The organism is Sphingobium indicum B90A (assembly GCF_000264945.2).
Lineage (GTDB): Bacteria > Pseudomonadota > Alphaproteobacteria > Sphingomonadales > Sphingomonadaceae > Sphingobium > Sphingobium indicum.
In genome coordinates this window covers 2,393,495-2,413,207 of record NZ_CP013070.1, presented here as the reverse complement: position 1 = coordinate 2,413,207, position 19,713 = coordinate 2,393,495, and the positions used below count along the sequence as shown (strand labels likewise).

The 19,713-nt window shown below is 61.7% G+C and carries 19 protein-coding genes and 7 pseudogenes; 15 read left to right on the top strand and 11 right to left on the bottom strand.

Annotated elements, in window-relative coordinates:
- Positions 1–73 precede the first annotated feature (73 nt).
- Both SIDU_RS11800 and SIDU_RS11795 read left to right on the top strand, forming a co-directional pair.
- On the top strand, positions 74–1,036 hold the full coding sequence (locus tag SIDU_RS11800; RefSeq protein ID WP_007686130.1) for a fumarylacetoacetate hydrolase family protein: 963 nt from the start codon (positions 74–76) through the stop codon (positions 1,034–1,036).
- Positions 1,037–1,205: 169 nt separating this feature from the next.
- Positions 1,206–1,775, top strand: a pseudogene (locus SIDU_RS11795) (TonB-dependent receptor plug domain-containing protein); the annotation flags it as partial.
- A 33-nt stretch (positions 1,776–1,808) separates the two neighbouring features.
- Here SIDU_RS11795 and SIDU_RS11790 read toward each other — a convergent pair.
- Positions 1,809–2,573, bottom strand: coding sequence for an IS6-like element IS6100 family transposase (locus SIDU_RS11790; RefSeq protein WP_001389365.1), 765 nt, complete (start codon positions 2,571–2,573; stop codon positions 1,809–1,811).
- Positions 2,574–2,803: 230 nt separating this feature from the next.
- Between SIDU_RS11790 and SIDU_RS11785 the strand changes: the two genes are divergently transcribed.
- The 9 genes and pseudogenes from SIDU_RS11785 (at position 2,804) to SIDU_RS11745 (ending at position 10,801) form a co-directional block, all read left to right on the top strand.
- On the top strand, positions 2,804–4,000 hold the full coding sequence (locus SIDU_RS11785; RefSeq protein WP_007684572.1) for an IS256 family transposase: 1,197 nt from the start codon (positions 2,804–2,806) through the stop codon (positions 3,998–4,000).
- Positions 4,001–4,045: 45 nt separating this feature from the next.
- Positions 4,046–5,779: pseudogene (locus SIDU_RS11780) on the top strand (efflux RND transporter permease subunit); the annotation flags it as partial.
- Positions 5,772–7,175: an efflux transporter outer membrane subunit gene (locus SIDU_RS11775; RefSeq protein WP_013038665.1), complete on the top strand. Its 1,404-nt coding sequence runs from the start codon at positions 5,772–5,774 to the stop codon at positions 7,173–7,175. The pseudogene SIDU_RS11780 and the gene SIDU_RS11775, both read left to right, overlap by 8 nt.
- Before the next feature lie 168 nt (positions 7,176–7,343).
- On the top strand, positions 7,344–7,592 hold the full coding sequence (locus SIDU_RS11770; protein ID WP_007682496.1) for a type II toxin-antitoxin system VapB family antitoxin: 249 nt from the start codon (positions 7,344–7,346) through the stop codon (positions 7,590–7,592).
- Positions 7,589–7,978, top strand: a complete 390-nt coding sequence (locus tag SIDU_RS11765) for a type II toxin-antitoxin system VapC family toxin (protein ID WP_007682494.1) — start codon at positions 7,589–7,591, stop codon at positions 7,976–7,978. The genes SIDU_RS11770 and SIDU_RS11765 overlap by 4 nt, the downstream gene beginning before the upstream one ends.
- On the top strand, positions 7,978–8,283 hold the full coding sequence (locus SIDU_RS11760; RefSeq protein WP_007682492.1) for a hypothetical protein: 306 nt from the start codon (positions 7,978–7,980) through the stop codon (positions 8,281–8,283). The genes SIDU_RS11765 and SIDU_RS11760 overlap by 1 nt, the downstream gene beginning before the upstream one ends.
- Entirely contained in the window at positions 8,280–8,678 is a 399-nt protein-coding gene (locus SIDU_RS11755) for a hypothetical protein (protein WP_007682491.1), read from the top strand. Before SIDU_RS11760 ends, SIDU_RS11755 begins: the two co-directional genes overlap by 4 nt.
- Positions 8,678–9,640, top strand: a complete 963-nt coding sequence (locus SIDU_RS11750; RefSeq protein WP_007682488.1) for a tyrosine-type recombinase/integrase — start codon at positions 8,678–8,680, stop codon at positions 9,638–9,640. Before SIDU_RS11755 ends, SIDU_RS11750 begins: the two co-directional genes overlap by 1 nt.
- A gap of 63 nt (positions 9,641–9,703) precedes the next feature.
- Positions 9,704–10,801: an IS630 family transposase gene (locus tag SIDU_RS11745; RefSeq protein ID WP_007683624.1), complete on the top strand. Its 1,098-nt coding sequence runs from the start codon at positions 9,704–9,706 to the stop codon at positions 10,799–10,801.
- Between the two features lie 45 nt (positions 10,802–10,846).
- On the opposite strand, the pseudogene SIDU_RS11740 reads toward SIDU_RS11745, so the two are convergent.
- The 4 genes and pseudogenes from SIDU_RS11740 to SIDU_RS11725 all read right to left on the bottom strand — a co-directional run.
- Positions 10,847–11,170 (bottom strand): annotated as a pseudogene (locus SIDU_RS11740) (transposase); the annotation flags it as partial.
- Positions 11,171–11,251: 81 nt separating this feature from the next.
- Positions 11,252–12,115: an IS21-like element helper ATPase IstB gene (istB, locus tag SIDU_RS11735; protein WP_004211466.1), complete on the bottom strand. Its 864-nt coding sequence runs from the start codon at positions 12,113–12,115 to the stop codon at positions 11,252–11,254.
- Positions 12,112–12,609, bottom strand: a pseudogene (locus SIDU_RS11730) (IS21 family transposase); the annotation flags it as partial. The gene istB and the pseudogene SIDU_RS11730, both read right to left, overlap by 4 nt.
- A gap of 51 nt (positions 12,610–12,660) precedes the next feature.
- Positions 12,661–13,857: an IS256 family transposase gene (locus SIDU_RS11725; RefSeq protein ID WP_007684572.1), complete on the bottom strand. Its 1,197-nt coding sequence runs from the start codon at positions 13,855–13,857 to the stop codon at positions 12,661–12,663.
- Positions 13,858–14,046: 189 nt separating this feature from the next.
- On the opposite strand from SIDU_RS11725, the gene SIDU_RS11720 reads away from it, so the two are divergent.
- Both SIDU_RS11720 and SIDU_RS11715 read left to right on the top strand, forming a co-directional pair.
- A complete protein-coding gene (locus tag SIDU_RS11720; protein ID WP_007684564.1) occupies positions 14,047–14,595 on the top strand; it encodes a TetR/AcrR family transcriptional regulator in 549 nt (182 codons plus the stop codon).
- A 152-nt stretch (positions 14,596–14,747) separates the two neighbouring features.
- Positions 14,748–15,011 carry a hypothetical protein gene (locus SIDU_RS11715; RefSeq protein WP_007684562.1) on the top strand — a complete coding sequence of 88 codons (264 nt, stop codon included), beginning with the start codon at positions 14,748–14,750 and terminating at the stop codon, positions 15,009–15,011.
- A gap of 37 nt (positions 15,012–15,048) precedes the next feature.
- Here the strand turns inward: SIDU_RS11715 and SIDU_RS11710 are convergent.
- From SIDU_RS11710 to SIDU_RS11700, 3 genes and pseudogenes are all read right to left on the bottom strand, one after another.
- Positions 15,049–15,271: pseudogene (locus SIDU_RS11710) on the bottom strand (histidine phosphatase family protein); the annotation flags it as partial.
- Between the two features lie 104 nt (positions 15,272–15,375).
- Complete coding sequence (locus tag SIDU_RS11705; protein ID WP_021246202.1) at positions 15,376–15,696, bottom strand: type II toxin-antitoxin system YafQ family toxin; 321 nt, start codon at positions 15,694–15,696, stop codon at positions 15,376–15,378.
- The gene (locus SIDU_RS11700) at positions 15,665–15,946 is read right to left on the bottom strand and encodes a type II toxin-antitoxin system RelB/DinJ family antitoxin (protein ID WP_007684554.1); all 282 of its coding nucleotides are present in this window, start codon (positions 15,944–15,946) and stop codon (positions 15,665–15,667) included. The genes SIDU_RS11705 and SIDU_RS11700 overlap by 32 nt, the downstream gene beginning before the upstream one ends.
- Before the next feature lie 416 nt (positions 15,947–16,362).
- Between SIDU_RS11700 and SIDU_RS11695 the strand changes: the two are divergent.
- A pseudogene (locus SIDU_RS11695) lies at positions 16,363–16,659 on the top strand (transcription elongation protein SprT); the annotation flags it as partial.
- A 54-nt stretch (positions 16,660–16,713) separates the two neighbouring features.
- On the opposite strand, the pseudogene SIDU_RS19360 reads toward SIDU_RS11695, so the two are convergent.
- Both SIDU_RS19360 and SIDU_RS11680 read right to left on the bottom strand, forming a co-directional pair.
- Positions 16,714–16,968, bottom strand: a pseudogene (locus SIDU_RS19360) (DDE-type integrase/transposase/recombinase); the annotation flags it as partial.
- A 41-nt stretch (positions 16,969–17,009) separates the two neighbouring features.
- Positions 17,010–17,774, bottom strand: a complete 765-nt coding sequence (locus SIDU_RS11680; RefSeq protein WP_001389365.1) for an IS6-like element IS6100 family transposase — start codon at positions 17,772–17,774, stop codon at positions 17,010–17,012.
- 48 nt (positions 17,775–17,822) lie between these two features.
- Between SIDU_RS11680 and SIDU_RS11675 the strand changes: the two genes are divergently transcribed.
- Positions 17,823–18,863, top strand: coding sequence for a 4-hydroxyphenylacetate 3-hydroxylase N-terminal domain-containing protein (locus tag SIDU_RS11675; RefSeq protein WP_007682262.1), 1,041 nt, complete (start codon positions 17,823–17,825; stop codon positions 18,861–18,863).
- 120 nt (positions 18,864–18,983) lie between these two features.
- Here SIDU_RS11675 and SIDU_RS11670 read toward each other — a convergent pair whose 3' ends face one another.
- On the bottom strand, positions 18,984–19,712 hold the full coding sequence (locus SIDU_RS11670; RefSeq protein ID WP_007682265.1) for an EthD domain-containing protein: 729 nt from the start codon (positions 19,710–19,712) through the stop codon (positions 18,984–18,986).
- Position 19,713 lies beyond the last annotated feature (1 nt).

Here is a 19,713-nt window from a genome sequence, read left to right as displayed (position 1 = left end):
ACCCGATACATATATCGTCATTAAATAGAAATATCGATAATTTTTCACGCTCATTCCTGATGGGGAGGCATTTATGCGATTCGTGACCTATGAGCATGGCGGCAACCGTTTCGTCGGAGCGTTGGTCGGCGACGATGCCGTCAAGAATTTGACGGCCGCAAGCGCGGCGTCCAGCCGAGGGGATCCGGCGTGGTTCACTGGCATGCAGGCCCTGATCGAGGCCGGCGACGCCGGGATCGACGAAGCCCGTCGGCTGATGGAGAGCGATGGACATGTCGTGCCGCTTGCCGATGTCCGCCTGCTCGCGCCCTTGCCGCGCCCGCAATCGATCCGCGACTTCTTCACCTTTCCCGACCATATCCGGCAGTCATATGCCGGCATGCAGCGCCTGGGCGCCAGGCTGGCCGGAATGCCGGCCCCCACCGCCCCGCCACTCACCGAATTGCCTGCGCTCTATCTTGAGAAGGCGATCTACCATAAAGGCAATCCCCTGACGGTCGTCGGTCCGGATACGGAAATCCTCTGGCCCCGGTACAGCAAGTTCATGGACTTCGAACTGGAACTGGCGATCATAATCGGCCGGCCGGGGGCCGACATCAAGGCGGAACGGGCGGCAGCCCATATCTTCGGCTACACCATCTTCAACGACTTTTCCGCGCGCGATGCGCAGATGGCGGAGATGCCCGGCATGATGGGCCCGGCCAAGGGCAAGGATTTCGACCGCAGCAATGCGATCGGCCCCTGCATTGCCACGCCGGATGAATTTGCCGACGTCCACGACATAAGGATGCGCGCATCGGTGAACGGCGAATTGTGGGCGGAAGGGTCCAACAGCGCGATGCTGCATCGATTCGAGGACATCATCGCCTATGTGTCGCGTGACGAGACGCTTCATCCGGGGGAGCTTCTGGGCTCCGGCACGATGGGCAATGGTTGTGGCGTCGAACATGACCGCTTTCTGGAAGATGGCGACGAAGTCGCGCTCGCCATCGACGGCATCGGCGTGCTGACCAACCGCGTGCGCAGGCAGGACTGACCGGCGGCGGAGCCATTGTGCATGTCGCGCCAGTGCTCCGCTTGACCTTTTTCTAAATATCGATATTTAATAATAACAGCGATTATAAATTAATATATCGTTCGCGAAGCCAGCCCGTCGACAAGGAATGTCATCTGCCCGTCGAGCGGGGCCAGGAGGGGATAGGGACATGACCAGGATATTCATCCGCAAGCGCACCGGCTTTCTTCTGGGCGCGGCGCTGGCCGGCTTGATTGCGCCGTCCGTCGCCCAAGCGGAGGAGGCATCGAAATCCGCGCCTCCGGCCGCCGAAGGGGGCGGCCGGGCATCCGCGCCGGCCAGCGTGATCGACATCGTGGTCACCGCCCAGCGCGAGAGCCAGTCGCTGCAAAGCGTTCCCATTTCCGTCAGTGCTTTCACTGCCGAGACATTGCAGCGCCAGCAGATAGACAATTCTCTCGATCTTCAGCTATCGCTGCCGAATACAATCTTCACCAAGAATAATTTTTCCAAGTCCAGCTTCACGATTCGCGGCATAGGCGACCTGTGCGTCGGAAGCTCATGCGACAGCGCGACGGGGATCACGAATAACGAACTTCCGCTGTTCGACACCCGGCTGTTCGAGGTCGAATATTTCGATCTGGAGCGGGTCGAGGTGCTTCGGGGGCCGCAAGGAACGCTTTTCGGCCGCAACGCGACCTCCGGCGTCGTCAACTTCATTACCGCCAAACCCGATCTGGGCTCTGTTGCAAAGATTGGCGGCAGTCAGAGGTAGGCTGTCGCTCTGCGCCGATCAGGCGGCTGCTGCGAAATGGTGGTTGAGCATGCCCATGGCCTCCGTCAGCGCCGAGGGCCCAATGCCAAAAGCTCTCTCCACAAGGCGCACCTCGCCCCTGATGCCGGGCTGCAGGCACCAGGGGCGAGCCTGTCCTTTGCGCAGGGCTCGCATGACTTCGAATCCCTTGATCGTGGCATAGGCCGTGGGGATCGATTTGAAACCGCGCACCGGCTTGATCAGTATCTTGAGCTTTCCGTGATCGGCCTCGATCACGTTATTGAGATACTTCACCTGCCGGTGGGCCGTCTCCCGGTCCAGCTTTCCTTCGCGCTTCAATTCGGTGATCGCTGCACCATAGCTCGGCGCTTTGTCGGTATTGAGCGTGGCAGGCTTTTCCCAGTGCTTCAGGCCTCGCAGGGCCTTGCCCAGGAACCGCTTCGCTGCCTTGGCGCTGCGGGTCGGCGACAGGTAGAAATCGATCGTGTCGCCCCGCTTGTCGACTGCCCGGTACAGGTAGGTCCACTTGCCCCGCACCTTGACGTAGGTTTCATCCAGGCGCCAGCTCGGATCAAAGCCACGCCGCCAGAACCAGCGCAGCCGCTTCTCCATCTCCGGGGCGTAGCACTGGACCCAGCGATAGATCGTCGTATGGTCGACCGAAATGCCGCGTTCCGCCAGCATTTCCTCAAGGTCGCGATAGCTGATCGGATAGCGACAATACCAGCGCACCGCCCACAGGATCACATCACCCTGGAAATGGCGCCACTTGAAATCCGTCATCGTTCCGTCCGTCCAATCTCCGCCAAGCATGCTCAAGCTTCACGATTTTTGCAACAGAGCCTTCGTGCCGATGGCCTTCTTCCCCGGGTCGACGGGCGGTATCTACCGACAGTTTTCCGTCACGCTGATCGTCTCGATCGGGTAGTGTGCGTGAAGTTCTGCAAAATCGCTTGAGGAGCGAGGCGGTCATGGCAGGCTGGTGATGTTCAACGTCACCGAGGAGACCCGCCATGACCAGGACCGAGATTAAGCCTGCTGTATCCGCTGTCAAAGAGTTGCTGGCGCAGGAGCCGGATGCGCTTCGCGAGATTGTGCGCAGCGTGATGCAGGCGATGCTGGAAGCCGAGATGGACGAGGCGCTGGGCGCGGGCAAGAGCGAGCGCAGCGATGCGCGGCTCGGCTACCGTTCGGGGCATTACCCGCGCACGCTGGTGACGCGGGTCGGCAAGCTGGAGCTGCGGGTGCCGCAGGACCGTGCCGGGCGCTTCTCGACCGAGCTGTTCGAGCGCTACCAGCGGTCGGAGCAGGCGCTGGTGGCGACGCTGGCCGAGATGTATGTCCAGGGCGTTTCGACGCGCAAGGTCAAGGCGATCACCGAAGAGCTGTGCGGCCATGCCTTCTCGGCCTCGACGATCTCGGCGATCAACAAGAAGCTCGATGGCAGCCTGGCGGCCTTTGCCCAGCGCCGCCTCGACGAGCCGTTCCCTTATCTGATCCTTGATGCCCGCTACGAGAAAGTGCGCGAAGGCGGCGTGGTTGGAAGCCAGGCGGTGCTGATCGCGATCGGCATCGACTGGGACGGCAGGCGGCAGATACTGGCCGTGGAGATGGCCAATCGCGAGAGCGCCACGTCATGGAAGGACTTCCTGCTGCGCCTGCGTGACCGGGGCCTGCATGGCACCGAGTTCGTCGTCGCCGACGATCATGCCGGCCTGCGCGCGGCGATCCGCGAGGTGCTGACCGGCGCCGCATACCAGCGCTGCTACGTGCACTTCCTGAGGAACGCGCTCGATCACTTGCCAAGGAAGGCCGACGACGACTGCCTGCAGGAACTGCGCTGGCTCTACGACCGGCGCAACCTCGCCGAGGCCCGCGCCGATCTCGCCCAGTGGCTCGCCCGATGGAGCGCCAAATATCCCAGGCTCACCGACTGGGCCGAGGAGACGATCGAGGAGACCTTCTCCTTCTACCGGCTGCCACGCAGGCATCACAAGCACATGAAAAGCACCAACATGCTCGAACGCTTCAATGAGGAAATCCGGCGGCGAACCTATGTCGTGCGGATATTCCCCAACGCCCCCAGCTGCCTGCGCCTGGTCCGCGCACTCGCCGTCGAAACCCACGAAAACTGGCTCGAAGCCAACCGCTACCTCAATATGGACGAACTGCGCGAGCAGAAGAAAACCGAACTACGCAAAGCCGCATGACCAGCACCATGACCGCCAATTTGCAGAACTTGACGCACACAACCCTCGATCGGGTTCTCGGCGCTATTGGCGCTGACGCTCACTCCCGCGCTGTGTGCGACTTTTCTCAAGCCGCACGTACCCGAAAACCATCGCAAGGAGAATTGGCTCACGCGGCGAACCGGTCGCTTTTTTACTGGATTCAACAACTGGTTTGGACGTACGACTGATCGTTATCAAGGCGGCGTCGCTCGGATATTGTCGCGGCCTCTGCGCTGGCTCGCCATATTCATCGCGTTGGTCGGCCTGACGGTTATCTTGTTCTCGCGCCTTCCCGGTGGATTCCTCCCGCAGGAGGACCAGGGGACTGTCATCACTGTTGTACAAGCTCCCCCCGGCGCGACCCGTGAGCGGACTGAAGAAGCGGTGCGTCAGGTGAAGGAATTTTACAATCAGCAAGACATTGTGACGAGCGTGTTTGTGGTGCGAGGCTTTAGCTTCTTCGGCCAAGGCCAAGCGAATGGAATGATGTTCACGATGCTCAAGCCGTGGGAGGAGCGCTCCGGCGAGGAGAATAGCTCGCTAGCCTTGGTCGGAAAGGCGATGGGCTTCTTCACATCGATCAAGGAAGCCATGGTCTTTGCCCTCAATCCCCCCGCGATCGCCGAACTTGGCATCGCCGGCGGCTTTACCTTCAAATTGGAGGATGTCGGCGGCAACGGTGCTGAAGCGCTCTTCAACGCGCGCAATCAGCTGCTTGCCGCCGCGAGCCAGAGCCCGATCCTTGCCGGTGTTCGACCGGAGGGCCAGGAAGATGCACCTCAGCTGCGGGTCATGATCGACAGGATACAGGCTCGCGCCCTCGGCCTCTCGATTGGCGACGTTAACGGAACGCTCGCGATCGCTTTCGGCAGCGCATATGCCAATGACTTCAACCGTGAAGGGCGGATCCTGCGGGTGCTCCTGCAAGCCGAAGCATCTCACCGAATGACGCCACAGGACGTGCTCGACCTCAAGGTTCGAAATGCAGCCGGCGAAATGGTGCCCTTCGGCTCGTTTACACAGGTTGAATGGACATCGGGCGCGCAGCAGCTCCAGCGCTATAACGGCTATCCTTCGATGACCATTTCCGGGAACGCTGCCCCGGGCCAGTCGACTGGCGAGGCCATGGCGGAGATGGAACGGCTCGCCAATGCACTGCCGGAGGGCTTCGCATATGAATGGACGGGAATGTCCTATGAGGAGCAGCAGGCCGGCGGACAGGTCGGTATGCTGCTAGGCTTGTCTATACTTGTTGTATTCTTGCTGCTGGCCGCTCTCTACGAGAGCTGGTCCATCCCTGTTTCCGTGCTTTTGGTTGTACCGCTCGGCGTACTTGGCTCCGTCCTCTTTACGGTGATGAGGGGACTGTCCGCCGACGTCTATTTCAACGTTGGCATCATCACGATCATCGGCTTGGCCGCCAAGAACGCGATCCTGATCGTCGAGTTTGCGATCGAGCAAGAAGCGGAGGGCAAGACCCCGCTTGAGGCGACACTCGAAGCTGTGAAACTGCGCCTGCGCCCCATTATCATGACGTCGCTCGCCTTCATCGGTGGCATGATACCGCTCTTCATTGCTTCCGGTGCCGGTGCGGCGAGCCGAATCGCGGTTGGGACCGGTGTTGTCGGCGGAATGCTGGCTGCCACTGTGCTCGGAATTTTCTTCATTCCGCTCTTCTATCTGTCGATACGCCGCTGGCTCAGTAAGAAGCGGCCTGCTGCTCCCGGTCAGGCGCAACCGGAGCCCAATCATGCGTAGAGTCTTTGTGCTCACTCTGACATCGTTTCTGGGCGCGTGCCAGTTAGCCCCGCCTCACGCGCGGCCAGCGCTGCCGACCACTCGGGATTACCCCACCTCCTACGCGGGCGACGGGGTGCTCGGTCGGCGGGCGGTGGAAATCAGCTGGCGGGAGTTCTTCGCTGATCCTCAACTGGAGACCCTCATTGCCACCGCTCTCGAGCGGAACCGCGATCTCGCCGTTGCCGTAGCGCAGATACAGGAGGCGCGTGGTCTTTATCGAATCCAGGGTGCCGAACGGCTGCCTGCGCTCGGCGCCAACGGCGATGTGACTCGCAGCCGCACGCCAGGTTCGGCGATTGGCATTCCCGAAGTGGGTGCGATCACCGATACCCGCTACTCGATCGGCGTTGGCGTCACAGGATTCGAGCTCGATTTCTGGGGCCGGGTGCGCAACCTTTCTGACGCAGCGCGCTCGCAATATCTAGCAACCGTGCAGGCTGAACGGGCGTTCCGCCTCGCGTTGATCCGGGATGTGGCCTCGACCTATTTTGCTTCCCGGGAAGCCGACGAGCGGATCGCCCTTGCCGAAGCTACGGTACGCAGCCGGCAGGAAGGCCTCCGCATAGCCGAGCGTCGCCTTGAAGCCGGGGTGACTTCAGCTCTTGATTTTCGACAGGCGGAGTCGCTACTGACTCAAGCCGAAACGGAGTTGGCCAGCCTGCGCTTGGCCGAGGCGCAGAGTGAGAACTTCCTGGCCGTACTCTTGGGCGGACCCGTTCCTGTCGGGCTCACGGTGCCGCTGACGCTGGCTGACCAGAAAAACGGAACGGTGATTGCCGCCGGATTACCCTCCGAGCTGATGGTGACTCGACCGGACATATTGGCGGCAGAAGAGAAACTGCGGGCAGCGCGTGCCAATATCGGTGCTGCTCGGGCAGCCTTCTTTCCATCCATCTCACTAACCGGTAGTATCGGTTTCGCTTCAACTGATCTTGGGAATTTGATCGGAAACGAAGGACTGAGCTGGAGCTTTGGACCTTCGATCAGCCTACCCATCTTCGATTGGGGTGCGAGGAAGGGCAATCTGAGCGTGGCTGAGGCACGTGAGGATATTGCCATCGCCGAATACGAACGCACCATTCAGGGAGCTTTCCGCGAAGTTGCGGACGCCCTTGCCGGGCGCCGCTGGCTTGCTGAACAGGTCGCCGCGCAGGTTCGTGCCACTGCGGCACAGCGAGCGATCGCCGATCTTGCCCGCACTCGCTACCGCGAGGGCGTCGCAAATTACCTTGAAGTGCTCGATGCCGAACGGAATCTGTTCATCGCGGAACAGACACTGATACAGCTGCGTCGCGCCGAGCTGGATGCTCTCGTCTCTCTGTATGTCGCTCTGGGCGGCGGCCAGCAAGGGTAATGGTGGTAATGTTCCACCGACGGGCCTTGGCTATTGATCATGACAACCTACAGATCGGTCCGCCGATAAATTCCCTGACCTATATATGATAATGTCCTTTATCATACACTCTTCCCCTTAGGCGCGCTGCATGGTAGAAAGGTGGCTAATTTTCTAGAAAGGCGGACCATGAGCCTCAATGTTAAAGACCCTGAAGCCCATCGGCTTGCGCAGGCCATCGCCCAAGCGACCGGCCAGAGCATGACCCGCGTGGTGACGGAGGCGCTGCGCGAGCGCTTCGCCAGGATCGAGCGTCAGAAAAGCAAGGCGAGCGTCGCGGAACTGCTAACGATCGCCGATCGCGCCGCCACGCATGTGAAGCGCCCCTATGTCGATCATGCCGAACTGTTTTATGACGATAATGGCCTGCCGAAATGATCCTCGACACCTCGGCCCTGGTCGCGATCCTCTATCGCGAACCCGAAGCGGCGACCTTCGCACAAGCCATCCATGATGCCGATGCCTGCCGCATCAGCGTCGCCAGCTATGTCGAGCTGTCGATGGTCATCGAACGCCAGCTCGGTCCCGAAGGGATGCGCCAGACCGAAGCCTTCTTTCGCCGCGCCGGCATCACGATCGAACCGGTGACGCTCGATCATGGCGAACTGGCGCGACAGGCGTTTCTCGATTTCGGCAAGGGCCGCCACAAAGCGGGCCTGAACTTTGGCGACTGCTTTTCCTATGCGCTGGCCAAGGCGACCGACGAGCCGCTGTTGTTCAAGGGCAATGATTTTGCCCTGACGGACATAGAGGCGGCGGCATAATGCGCGCGGTGCACGACAAGATCGAAGGCCCCTTCGCCATCGAGGAGAATATCGCCCTCTATGGCATGGTCGCTGGCGATGCGACGCTGCATCGGGGCATCCGTTTCATCCTCCACGGCACAATTACGGGCAACCTGACGATCGAGACCGGCGCGCGCGCAATCATCCATGGCACGGTGGCGGGACGCATCTACAACGAAGGCGGTCGCGTCGAGATCTTCGGGATCGCCGATGCCGTCGCCAACGGCTCGCGCGACGCCATCACGATCATCGATCCCGCCGCCCATGTCCGGGGCCGGCCATGACCCAGATCGGCGGTGTCCCCGACATGCACGACGAGGATGATTACCCGTATGACAATCCCGTGTCCCGCGCCCAGGCCGAGAGCTTGCGGGAGCAGGCCCGCGCGGGCGGGTTGCGGTTTGAGGCCTATCTGCCCCCGGCGCTGGCCGACTGGCTGTTGGAACCGATCGAGCGCGGCATGTTCGCCGATCCTTCGGAGGCGGTGTTCGCGATCGTCGGCAACTTCCGCGATCTGGAGCCGCATCGTGATCTGCGCGACGCGTTGCTGCGCCGGTTGTTGCAGGCGGCGGTCGATGATCCGAGGCCGGGCACTCCCCATGAACAGGTGCAAGCGGAGATGGCGCGCCGTCGCGTCGAACCGCGCGCCGCGCCCGCACGCTGGCGGAGAGAGGGGTAATGGCTCAGCTCGCCCCCCTTCCCTCGCCCACGCTGGCCTTGCCGGCGCTGATCGCGTCGGCCGACGACCGCGCGCGGTTGCGGTTCCTGGAGTTTTTCGCCGTCACCATCCGCAACGCGCATACGCGCCGCGCCTATGCGCGCGCGGCTGGCGACTTCCTGACCTGGGTAGCGGCGCGCGGGGTCACGTCCCTTGGGGCCGTGCAGCCGCTCCACGTCGGCGCGTGGATCGAGGCGCTGGGAGGCGAGATGAGCGCGCCCAGCGTCAAGCAGCAGCTCGCCGGCGTGCGTCGGCTGTTCGACTGGCTGGTGATAGGCCAGGTCATGCCGGTGAACCCCGCCGCATCGGTGCGCGGGCCGGCGCATAGTCAGCGGCGCGGCAAGACGCCGGTGCTGGCCCCCGACGAGGCGCGGCGGCTGCTTGATACGATCGACGTGGGTGGGCCGGCGGGTCTGCGCGACCGCGCGCTAATCGGGCTGATGGTCTATTCGTTCGCGCGGATCGGCGCGGCGCTCTCCATGCGTGTCGAGGACGTTTTCATGCAGAACCGCCGTCTCTGGGTGCGGCTGCACGAAAAGGGCGGCAAGCAGCACGAAATGCCCTGCCACCATAATCTTGAGGACTATCTGACCGCCTATATCGACGGGTGTGAGCTGCGCGCGCAAGCCAAGGGGCCGTTGTTCCGCACGATCGCGCGCGGGACCAAGCGGCTAAGCGACACTCCCCTGCCCCAGGCCAATGCGTTCGCGATGGTGCGCCGACGCGCGGTGGCGGCCGAGATCGGCACGGCGATCGGCAACCATTCGTTCCGCGCGACCGGGATTACCACTTACCTGAAGAACGGCGGCACGCTGGAGACGGCCGCGACGATGGCGAACCATAGCTCCACGCGCACGACCCAGCTCTACGATCGGAGGCCCGATGACGTGACGCTCGATGAGGTGGAACGGGTGTTGATCTAGTCACCTGGAACTGAAGTAAGCTTCATTGTATAAGCCCTTGTAGATCAGACGGAGGTTAATGTGATGGCGGGCAGACGGGCGGATTTGGTTGTCTTGAGCGGAGATGACCGGCGTTTTCTCGAAGCTCAGGTCCGCCGCCACAAAGCGCCGCGTTCACTCTCTGATCGATGCCGGATGGTCCTGCTTTGTGCAGAAGGGCTGCAGAGCAAGGAAGTCGCCGAACGCCTGGGCGTTCACGAGCACACGGTTGGCAAATGGCGCCGCCGGTTCGTGCAGGCTGGCATTGAAGGACTGACTGACGAATATCGTGCGGGTCGGCCACGAACAGTATCTGACACGCAAGTAGCTCAGGTGATCGAGCGTACGCTGAACACGACCCCCAAGGACGCCACGCATTGGTCGATCCGTTCCATGGCCGCCAAGTCCGGGCTGTCACACACCACCATCCGCCGGATCTGGGGCGCGTTCGGCCTGCAGCCGCACCGGTCCGAGACATTCAAGCTGTCCACCGATCCGCTATTTGTCGACAAGGTGCAGGACATAGTCGGGCTCTACATGTCGCCGCCGAACCGGGCGATCGTGCTGTGCGTGGATGAAAAATCGCAAATCCAGGCGCTGGATCGCGAGCAGCCGGTCTTGCCCATGGCGCCGGGGGTTCCTGAGCGGCGCACCCATACCTACGTCCGCAATGGCACGACATCCCTGTTCGCCGCGCTCGACATTGCCACCGGCGCCGTGATCGGGAAATGCTACAAGCGCCATCGGGCAACCGAGTTCCTCGACTTCCTCAAGCGGATCGACGCCGCGATCCCCAAGGGGCCAGACGTCCACCTCGTGATGGACAACTATGCGACCCACAAGACGCCAAAGATCAAGGCCTGGCTCGCACGCCGCCCGCATTGGCATGCTCACTTCACACCGACTTCGGCGTCCTGGATCAATCAGGTCGAACGATGGTTTGCAGAACTGACCCGCAAGCAGTTGCAGCGCGGTGTCCACCGATCAACCGCTGAACTTGAGACCGACATCACCGCATTCATCGCGGCGCACAACGAAAACCCCAAGCCCTACAAATGGGTCAAATCCGCCGACGAAATCCTCGCCGCCGTCAAACGATTCTGCCAAAAAACAATGAGCCGAACTTCAGATTCAGGTGACTAGCACTACTTTGGCAGTTTTTGTTCAGGCCTGTCTACGAGGAGCTTTTCACAATGGGGGCACCGAAGTGGCGGAGGCCTTATGAAGATGTTCAAGATCGCCTGTCGGATAGCTGGCATGCTCGGTTGTGGCGGCGGCCCCCCGACTCTTTTTTTTCCGCCCCGCTGCTTTGAGACGGCGGGCTTGAAGGAAAGCGTATGCGATCATTGTCATCAATGCATGTCGATGTAATCCAACCCAGGAGCGGCCTTCGAAATGATCGAGGCCCAGTTCTTCCTTGAGCTGCTGATGTGCTTGCTCGCAGATCCATCTCGCCTTGATCGTCGCGGCGAGCATTTTGAGGGTGGCGTCGGCAGGTAAATTTGAGACGTAGTTATAGCGCGACGATCTGGGTGAGAGGTCAGCGACTATCAGGATGAGAACAGATTGTCGCGGCGGGTTCATGGTGCCGGGTTAGATTGTCGCTGGCAAGGGCGATTCTTCGCTCTGATTGTCGCTGATCGACATTTTCTCGATGGATTTGATTGTCGCGTATTTTGGGGTCCTTCCAGCCCCTGTCTGTCGCTGGAGGGCGGCCCTGCGACGATAGCTCTCGACATTCATCTCGAAGATGGTGGCGTGATGAACGAGACGGTCGACGGCCGCGAGCGTCATGGCGGGATCCGGGAAGACCCGGTTCCATTCGCCGAAGGGCTGGTTGGCCGTGATGAGCATGGATCGGCGCTCATAGCGTGCGCTGATCAACTCGAAGAGCACGGAGGTTTCAGCCTGATCCTTGGCGACATAGGCGAGGTCGTCCAGGATGAGCAGGTGGTATTTGTCGAGCTTGGCGATGGCGGATTCGAGCGCCAGTTCGCGGCGCGCGAGCTGAAGCTTCTGGACCAGCTCGGACGTGCGGGTGAACAGCACGCGCCAACCATTCTGGACAAGTTGCAGGCCGATGGCTGCCGCCAAGTGGCTCTTTCCTCCGCCCGGCGGGCCGAACAGGATGAGATTGGCGCCCTTTTCCAGCCATCCGTCGCCCGAGGTCATGGCCGTGACCTGCGCCCGCGAGACCATCGGCACGGCGTCGAAGGCGAAGCTGTCGAGCGTTTTGCCCGGTGGTAATCGTGCGTCGCTCAGATGACGTTCGATCCTACGCCGGTCACGTTCGGCCATTTCATGCTCGGTAAGTGCAGCGAGCAGTCGGGTGGCGGGCCAGCCCTCCTTGTCGGCACGTTCGGTAAACTCGGGCCAGATCACCTTGATGGCAGGAAGCCTCAACTCGTTGAGGATGAAGCTCAGGCGCTGGGCATCGACGTTATGGGCCTTGGTCATGCGGCCTCTCCCAGCAGCAGGGCATCGTAGTCGGTCAGGGGGCCAAGCTCGACCACCACCTCGGGCAGCGCGGCCGGATCGGGCGAGAAGCGCGTTCGCAACGCGGCGATGTCAGGCAGCCGGCCTTCGTCAAGGTCCTGGGCGAGAAGATCGGCAAGCTCGGCCTCGCAGGCCCGTTCATGGGCCATGGACAGCAACTCGACCATCTTGCGGCAAGCGTCACGCTCGGACATGGCTTCGAGCAGCCGTTCGAACATGAGCCTGTACGCCTCGCGCGGGAACAACTGGTCGCGATAGGTCAGCTGCAGCAGGGCCATCGGCTTACGCCTGAGGCTATGGATCACGTGACGGTAATCCACCACATAGCCATGTTCGGTAGCGCTTTTCGGGCGACCGCGTGGCCGGGTCATGAGATAACTGCCGCCCAGGAACAGATCGAGCCGATCATCGTAGAGGCGCACACGCAGTCGATGCCCGATCAACCGTGACGGCACCTTCGTTGGTTGTGTGCGTCAAGTTCTGCAAATTGGCGGTCATGGTGCTGGTCATGCGGCTTTGCGTAGTTCGGTTTTCTTCTGCTCGCGCAGTTCGTCCATATTGAGGTAGCGGTTGGCTTCGAGCCAGTTTTCGTGGGTTTCGACGGCGAGTGCGCGGACCAGGCGCAGGCAGCTGGGGGCGTTGGGGAATATCCGCACGACATAGGTTCGCCGCCGGATTTCCTCATTGAAGCGTTCGAGCATGTTGGTGCTTTTCATGTGCTTGTGATGCCTGCGTGGCAGCCGGTAGAAGGAGAAGGTCTCCTCGATCGTCTCCTCGGCCCAGTCGGTGAGCCTGGGATATTTGGCGCTCCATCGGGCGAGCCACTGGGCGAGATCGGCGCGGGCCTCGGCGAGGTTGCGCCGGTCGTAGAGCCAGCGCAGTTCCTGCAGGCAGTCGTCGTCGGCCTTCCTTGGCAAGTGATCGAGCGCGTTCCTCAGGAAGTGCACGTAGCAGCGCTGGTATGCGGCGCCGGTCAGCACCTCGCGGATCGCCGCGCGCAGGCCGGCATGATCGTCGGCGACGACGAACTCGGTGCCATGCAGGCCCCGGTCACGCAGGCGCAGCAGGAAGTCCTTCCATGACGTGGCGCTCTCGCGATTGGCCATCTCCACGGCCAGTATCTGCCGCCTGCCGTCCCAGTCGATGCCGATCGCGATCAGCACCGCCTGGCTTCCAACCACGCCGCCTTCGCGCACTTTCTCGTAGCGGGCATCAAGGATCAGATAAGGGAACGGCTCGTCGAGGCGGCGCTGGGCAAAGGCCGCCAGGCTGCCATCGAGCTTCTTGTTGATCGCCGAGATCGTCGAGGCCGAGAAGGCATGGCCGCACAGCTCTTCGGTGATCGCCTTGACCTTGCGCGTCGAAACGCCCTGGACATACATCTCGGCCAGCGTCGCCACCAGCGCCTGCTCCGACCGCTGGTAGCGCTCGAACAGCTCGGTCGAGAAGCGCCCGGCACGGTCCTGCGGCACCCGCAGCTCCAGCTTGCCGACCCGCGTCACCAGCGTGCGCGGGTAATGCCCCGAACGGTAGCCGAGCCGCGCATCGCTGCGCTCGCTCTTGCCCGCGCCCAGCGCCTCGTCCATCTCGGCTTCCAGCATCGCCTGCATCACGCTGCGCACAATCTCGCGAAGCGCATCCGGCTCCTGCGCCAGCAACTCTTTGACAGCGGATACAGCAGGCTTAATCTCGGTCCTGGTCATGGCGGGTCTCCTCGGTGACGTTGAACATCACCAGCCTGCCATGACCGCCTCGCTCCTCAAGCGATTTTGCAGAACTTCACGCACACTACCCATTCGTTCCGATCAATCCACTAGGGAGGTATGGTGGCAAAAAACAATTCGGTCGCAAGAGTGCGGGGACCCCGCTCTGCGGCGCGGCGGCAGCATATATTGGCCACGACCCGCGATCTCTTCGTCAAACGCGGATTCCATCAGACCGGGATGGCCCAAATCGCCAGTTCATCCGGCATCGCGGTGGGGCAGATCTATCGGGACTTTGCCAACAAGGAGGCGATCATTGCCGCCATCTGCGAAGCCGACCTTGCTGAATGGCTCGAGGAAGAGACGCTGGAGACGGCGGTCGCGGTGGGGGATCGCGAAGGTATCCTCGCCTGGATCGAGCGAATCGCCATCGATGAGCCATCGCATGAAAATCGCCGCATGATGTGCGAATTCGTGGCCACAGTGGGGTGTAACCCGATCATCGCCGAGATCAATCGCAAGGCGGATGTCCGGCTGCGCACCAGCCTGGGAGCGGCGCTGGCCTCTTTGGCGCCGGGCGCATCTCCACAGGACAGATCAACGGTGGTGGACTTCATCATCACCATGTCCTGGGGAATGGTAGCGGGGGCCGAGCTGTTTCCTTACCGAGACCACAAAATCTTGCGCCACTACATGGCGTCGCTGTTCCGCCGGGAACTCGCCGCAATGTGCAATTGAGGACCTGCTCAGTGCGCGCGGACCAAGGCTGGCGCAGCTCGATTGGCATTTTGGTGAGCTGAAGGTCCCCGGGCACTGGACAATTGTTCAGCATCATATCATCTTCTCATTACAGGCCGAGGAATACGGTCGCTCCAGAGGATACCGGAAAGATGATGAACAACGATAATGTGGCCCCCGGCGACAAGGCAATGATCCTGTTGCAAAGCCTGATCTGCTATTTGCGAGAAAAGAACGTCCTGTCGCGCGCCGACATCGAGGAACTGCGAAATCGCGTGGAGGCCCGGATGGCTACACCGGACAGCGGTCTGTCCTGCGCCACCGCGCTGGTCGCCGCCGCCGTGAACGAGATGCGGGAACTGGATGACTATTGCGGCAAGAAGTATGGTGGCAAGCACCGGCGTCAGGTGAACTGAGGCGTCCATCGCTGCATCGCAGGATTGTTTTAAAGCTCTCTCCTATGGGCCACGTCTCGACCCGCACGGCGGGGAAACGCGATCAGCAGCGCGGCGCTCTGCCGGGTGCGGGTATAGGTGACGTGATACTGCGGGGTCGGCTTCGGGCAAGCTCGCGGTAACCTGGCGCGTCTGTTCGTGGCCTCGATCGTCGCCAGATCGTGACAGGGCATGCCGGCATTGCCGGTGCTTTCGCCGTGGCGGATGAATATGGCCTTCATGGCTTCCCCTTCATTGCTGGCGAGCGCTATCCAAGCGATATACAAAAGATAGCCAAACAGTAGCGCTTCGCTTGCTTTTCTTGTGTTCGCCAGGAAGCGGCAGGCTATTCGAACAGTTCCGAATGCGTGCCGGCGCGCACGAAGTTCACCAGATTTCCCTCGATCGTGTAGATGAGCAGGAAGTCGCCGCCGATATGGCACTCGCGATGATCGCTCCAATCGCCTTTGAGGGCGTGGTCCAGCCATTCCGGGCCAAGCGGCGCGTCGTTGGCGATGAGGAGCATCATCGCTTCCTTGAGCTGCTTCATGTTGTAGCGCCCGCTGCGCGACAACCGCTCCCAATCCTTCGCGAACCGCTTTTCATAAGACGCCTCTCGGGGGAGCGAGGCGCGCTTACTGCTGGCGGGCTTCTTGGTCGAGGGCATCAAAGACTTCCTGAGGATCGGTGAAACGGGCGCGGCGGGCCTTCATCGTGGCGCGAGAGGCTTCGATGGCTGCCCGTGTTTCGGCGTTCGGCACTTTCAGCTCGAACGGCAAGGCATGATCCTTCGCGACCCGGGTGAGCGTCATGCGGACCACATCGGATACGGTCAGCCCCAGTTCGGCCAGGACGGCGGCGGCTTCATCCTTCAATGTTTCGTCGATGCGCGCACGCACGAAAGCGGTAGCGGCCATAAGAACCTCCTGTGATCCGTGTTCGATGTAGCTCAACTGAGCTACAATTACAACCATTGTGCGCCTGCCGCTTGCGCGGCACCGTGGCTCTAGTCGCTGCGCTCCCCAAGCCCGCACGCGGTCTTGGCCATTCGGTGACGATCCACATGGCGGGCGAGATCGCGTGCGCGGATCTCGGGGACAAGGTGCCGGCGCTGGCCGGCATGTCGTTTGTTCAGTGGGGAGAGGACGTTCCGCCCCCCCTCTCCCCAGCAACGGGAATAGACGGGCCGTGGCTCGCTCGGCTGGGCCTCGCTGCGCCCGCTCCACCCCGTCGATTCCCGCTGCCCCCCTCTCTCGCCGGCGTTCTTGGGCGTCCGTGTTCCGGCCGATGGCATGGCCATCGCCGGACAGGCGATCTGAAGGGAATAGAGACGATGACCCACGACAACCGGGAAAGCTGGCTCAATCGGGTGGCGGCGGGCATGGCCCCGCTCTTTGAGGCGCTGGAAGCTCCCCTGCCCGACCGGGTGCGCGTGGCGATCGGCTTCACCAGCGCGGGAGCCAAGGGCAAGGCGATCGGCGAGTGCTGGGATAACCGGCTGAGCGCGGACGGCCATTTTGAAATCTTCATCCGTCCGGACCTTGCCCATGCGCCCGACGCCATGCCGGCACAGATCGCGGCCATCCTCGCGCATGAACTGGTCCATGCCGCTGTCGGCATCCCGGCAGGGGGCTCTGTTGCAAAGATTGGCGGCAGTCAGAGGTAGGCTGTCGCTCTGCGCCGATCAGGCGGCTGCTGCGAAATGGTGGTTGAGCATGCCCATGGCCTCCGTCAGCGCCGAGGGCCCAATGCCAAAAGCTCTCTCCACAAGGCGCACCTCGCCCCTGATGCCGGGCTGCAGGCACCAGGGGCGAGCCTGTCCTTTGCGCAGGGCTCGCATGACTTCGAATCCCTTGATCGTGGCATAGGCCGTGGGGATCGATTTGAAACCGCGCACCGGCTTGATCAGTATCTTGAGCTTTCCGTGGCTCTGTTGCAAAGATTGGCGGCAGTCAGAGGTAGGCTGTCGCTCTGCGCCGATCAGGCGGCTGCTGCGAAATGGTGGTTGAGCATGCCCATGGCCTCCGTCAGCGCCGAGGGCCCAATGCCAAAAGCTCTCTCCACAAGGCGCACCTCGCCCCTGATGCCGGGCTGCAGGCACCAGGGGCGAGCCTGTCCTTTGCGCAGGGCTCGCATGACTTCGAATCCCTTGATCGTGGCATAGGCCGTGGGGATCGATTTGAAACCGCGCACCGGCTTGATCAGTATCTTGAGCTTTCCGTGATCGGCCTCGATCACGTTATTGAGATACTTCACCTGCCGGTGGGCCGTCTCCCGGTCCAGCTTTCCTTCGCGCTTCAATTCGGTGATCGCTGCACCATAGCTCGGCGCTTTGTCGGTATTGAGCGTGGCAGGCTTTTCCCAGTGCTTCAGGCCTCGCAGGGCCTTGCCCAGGAACCGCTTCGCTGCCTTGGCGCTGCGGGTCGGCGACAGGTAGAAATCGATCGTGTCGCCCCGCTTGTCGACTGCCCGGTACAGGTAGGTCCACTTGCCCCGCACCTTGACGTAGGTTTCATCCAGGCGCCAGCTCGGATCAAAGCCACGCCGCCAGAACCAGCGCAGCCGCTTCTCCATCTCCGGGGCGTAGCACTGGACCCAGCGATAGATCGTCGTATGGTCGACCGAAATGCCGCGTTCCGCCAGCATTTCCTCAAGGTCGCGATAGCTGATCGGATAGCGACAATACCAGCGCACCGCCCACAGGATCACATCACCCTGGAAATGGCGCCACTTGAAATCCGTCATCGTTCCGTCCGTCCAATCTCCGCCAAGCATGCTCAAGCTTCACGATTTTTGCAACAGAGCCCGCGCGACAATGATCTGCGCGGAGCGGAAGTGATCACCGATCCCAAAGGGGATCGCAAGCGCCGCGCCAATGAGCAGGACGATCCCGACCTCTATGTCCGGATCGTCGAGCGCCGCGAGGACGGCATCGTCGTGCGGGGGGCAAAGCTGCACATCACGGCCGCTTCGCTGGTCCATGAGCTGGTGGTCATGCCCACCAAGGGCATGCGCCCGGAGGAGGCGGATTATGCCGTGTCTTTCTCGATCCCGGTCAACACGCCGGGCGTTTCCATCATCAATCGCAGCTTCGCGCCTGCGGAATTGAACGAATTTGACTATCCTGCAAGCTCCCATCACAGCATGCCGGAAGGTTTCGTGGTGTTCGACGATGTCTTCGTGCCATGGGATCGCGTGTTCCTGGCTGGCGAAGTGGAACTGGCGAGCGTTCTGGCCCGTTCGCTGGGCCTTTGGGAACGGACGGGCGGCCTGGTCGAGTCGGTTCGCAACGGCGAACTCTATATCGGACTAGCCCAGCTCGTATCGGAGATGCAGGGGAAGGACAAGGATCCCGTCGTCCAGAGCAGCCTGAGCGAACTGATCGTCTATCAAGAGATGATCAGGATGGGCCTGGACTATGCCTGCGAACATTATGAAACGTCCCAGCCTTCCGGCATGGTGTTTCCGAACACGCTGGCCGTCAATGCGACCAAATATTATCTCGCCGCCAATTTCCATCAGACGATCAAATATCTGCACGACCTGGCGGGGGGGCTGGTCATCACCGTTCCCATGGAAGCCGACCTGCGCAACGAGGAGTCGGGCAAGTTCATCCGGAAATATCTCTACACCCGCAAGGATGTGGACATCGAGGCGCGGATGCGCGTCTACAACCTCATCCGCGATCTCACGGCCGACGCCTATGGCGGATGGTGGTTCGTCGTGGCGCTCCAGTCGGGCGGCGGCCTTCCCGCGCAGCGGACGATGATGAACCGGACATTCGACATGGAAAAGGCCAAGGCGGCGGCGCGCAAGGCGGCCGGGATAAGCTGAGGCAGCCTCATGTCAGCCCGCGTCGCCGGCGACCGGGAAAATGAAGGAAAGGGAAAATCGGCGCATGATCCTCCTCAATCGGGAGGATCATGCTCCGGCTGCAGGTGGCCCGGTATCGGCCTATCGCGGCTCGGTCGACCGCGATTTCGTGGAGGCGAATGCCAGCGCGCCGTCCGGCTTGCCGAAAACGGCTTCGTCCGCGCGAATGGGGCCGGCATAGCTTGGGAGGGTATAGGCCGTAAGGATGTCCCTCAGCGACCGCAGCCCCATATGACCGCAAAGGGGCATGAATTCGTAACGGCCGAACAGATCGAGACCTTGCAACGCCGTCCGGTCGCGGCCATGGTTCTGGACATAGCCCGTTATATATTCAGCGAAGTCCTTTTCGGCGAGAAAGACCTTCGGATGAATGTCGCGCCAATATTGCTGCGCGCGTTCCACATCATATCCGTCGGCCGCCTTTCCCGCCAGGATCAATGTAGCGGCCGTCCCCGGCAGATCGATCCTCATATGTATTTCGGCGAGCCACTGCAGGCTGTTGTCCTTGTCGATCCATCGGTCCATCTTCAGCCTGAGGTCGCGGCTGGCGTTCCATGAAGGCAGCGCGTCCATCGCCTCCTTTTCCGAACAGAACCAGAATTCATACACGCCATCATATGCGGCGGGGATCACATCGCCGCAAAGCCCTTGCTCCATCGGGTCCAAGGGATGGTTTTCGACGATCCGCCGCGGCTTTGGCCCGTGGCCGTTCGCAATTGCGTCGGTGACGTCGGGCCATCTGGCCAGGAATTCGGCCCGGCTGGTTCCCGCCGCCCGTTGCAGGAACATGATCTGGCGCCACATATGCATT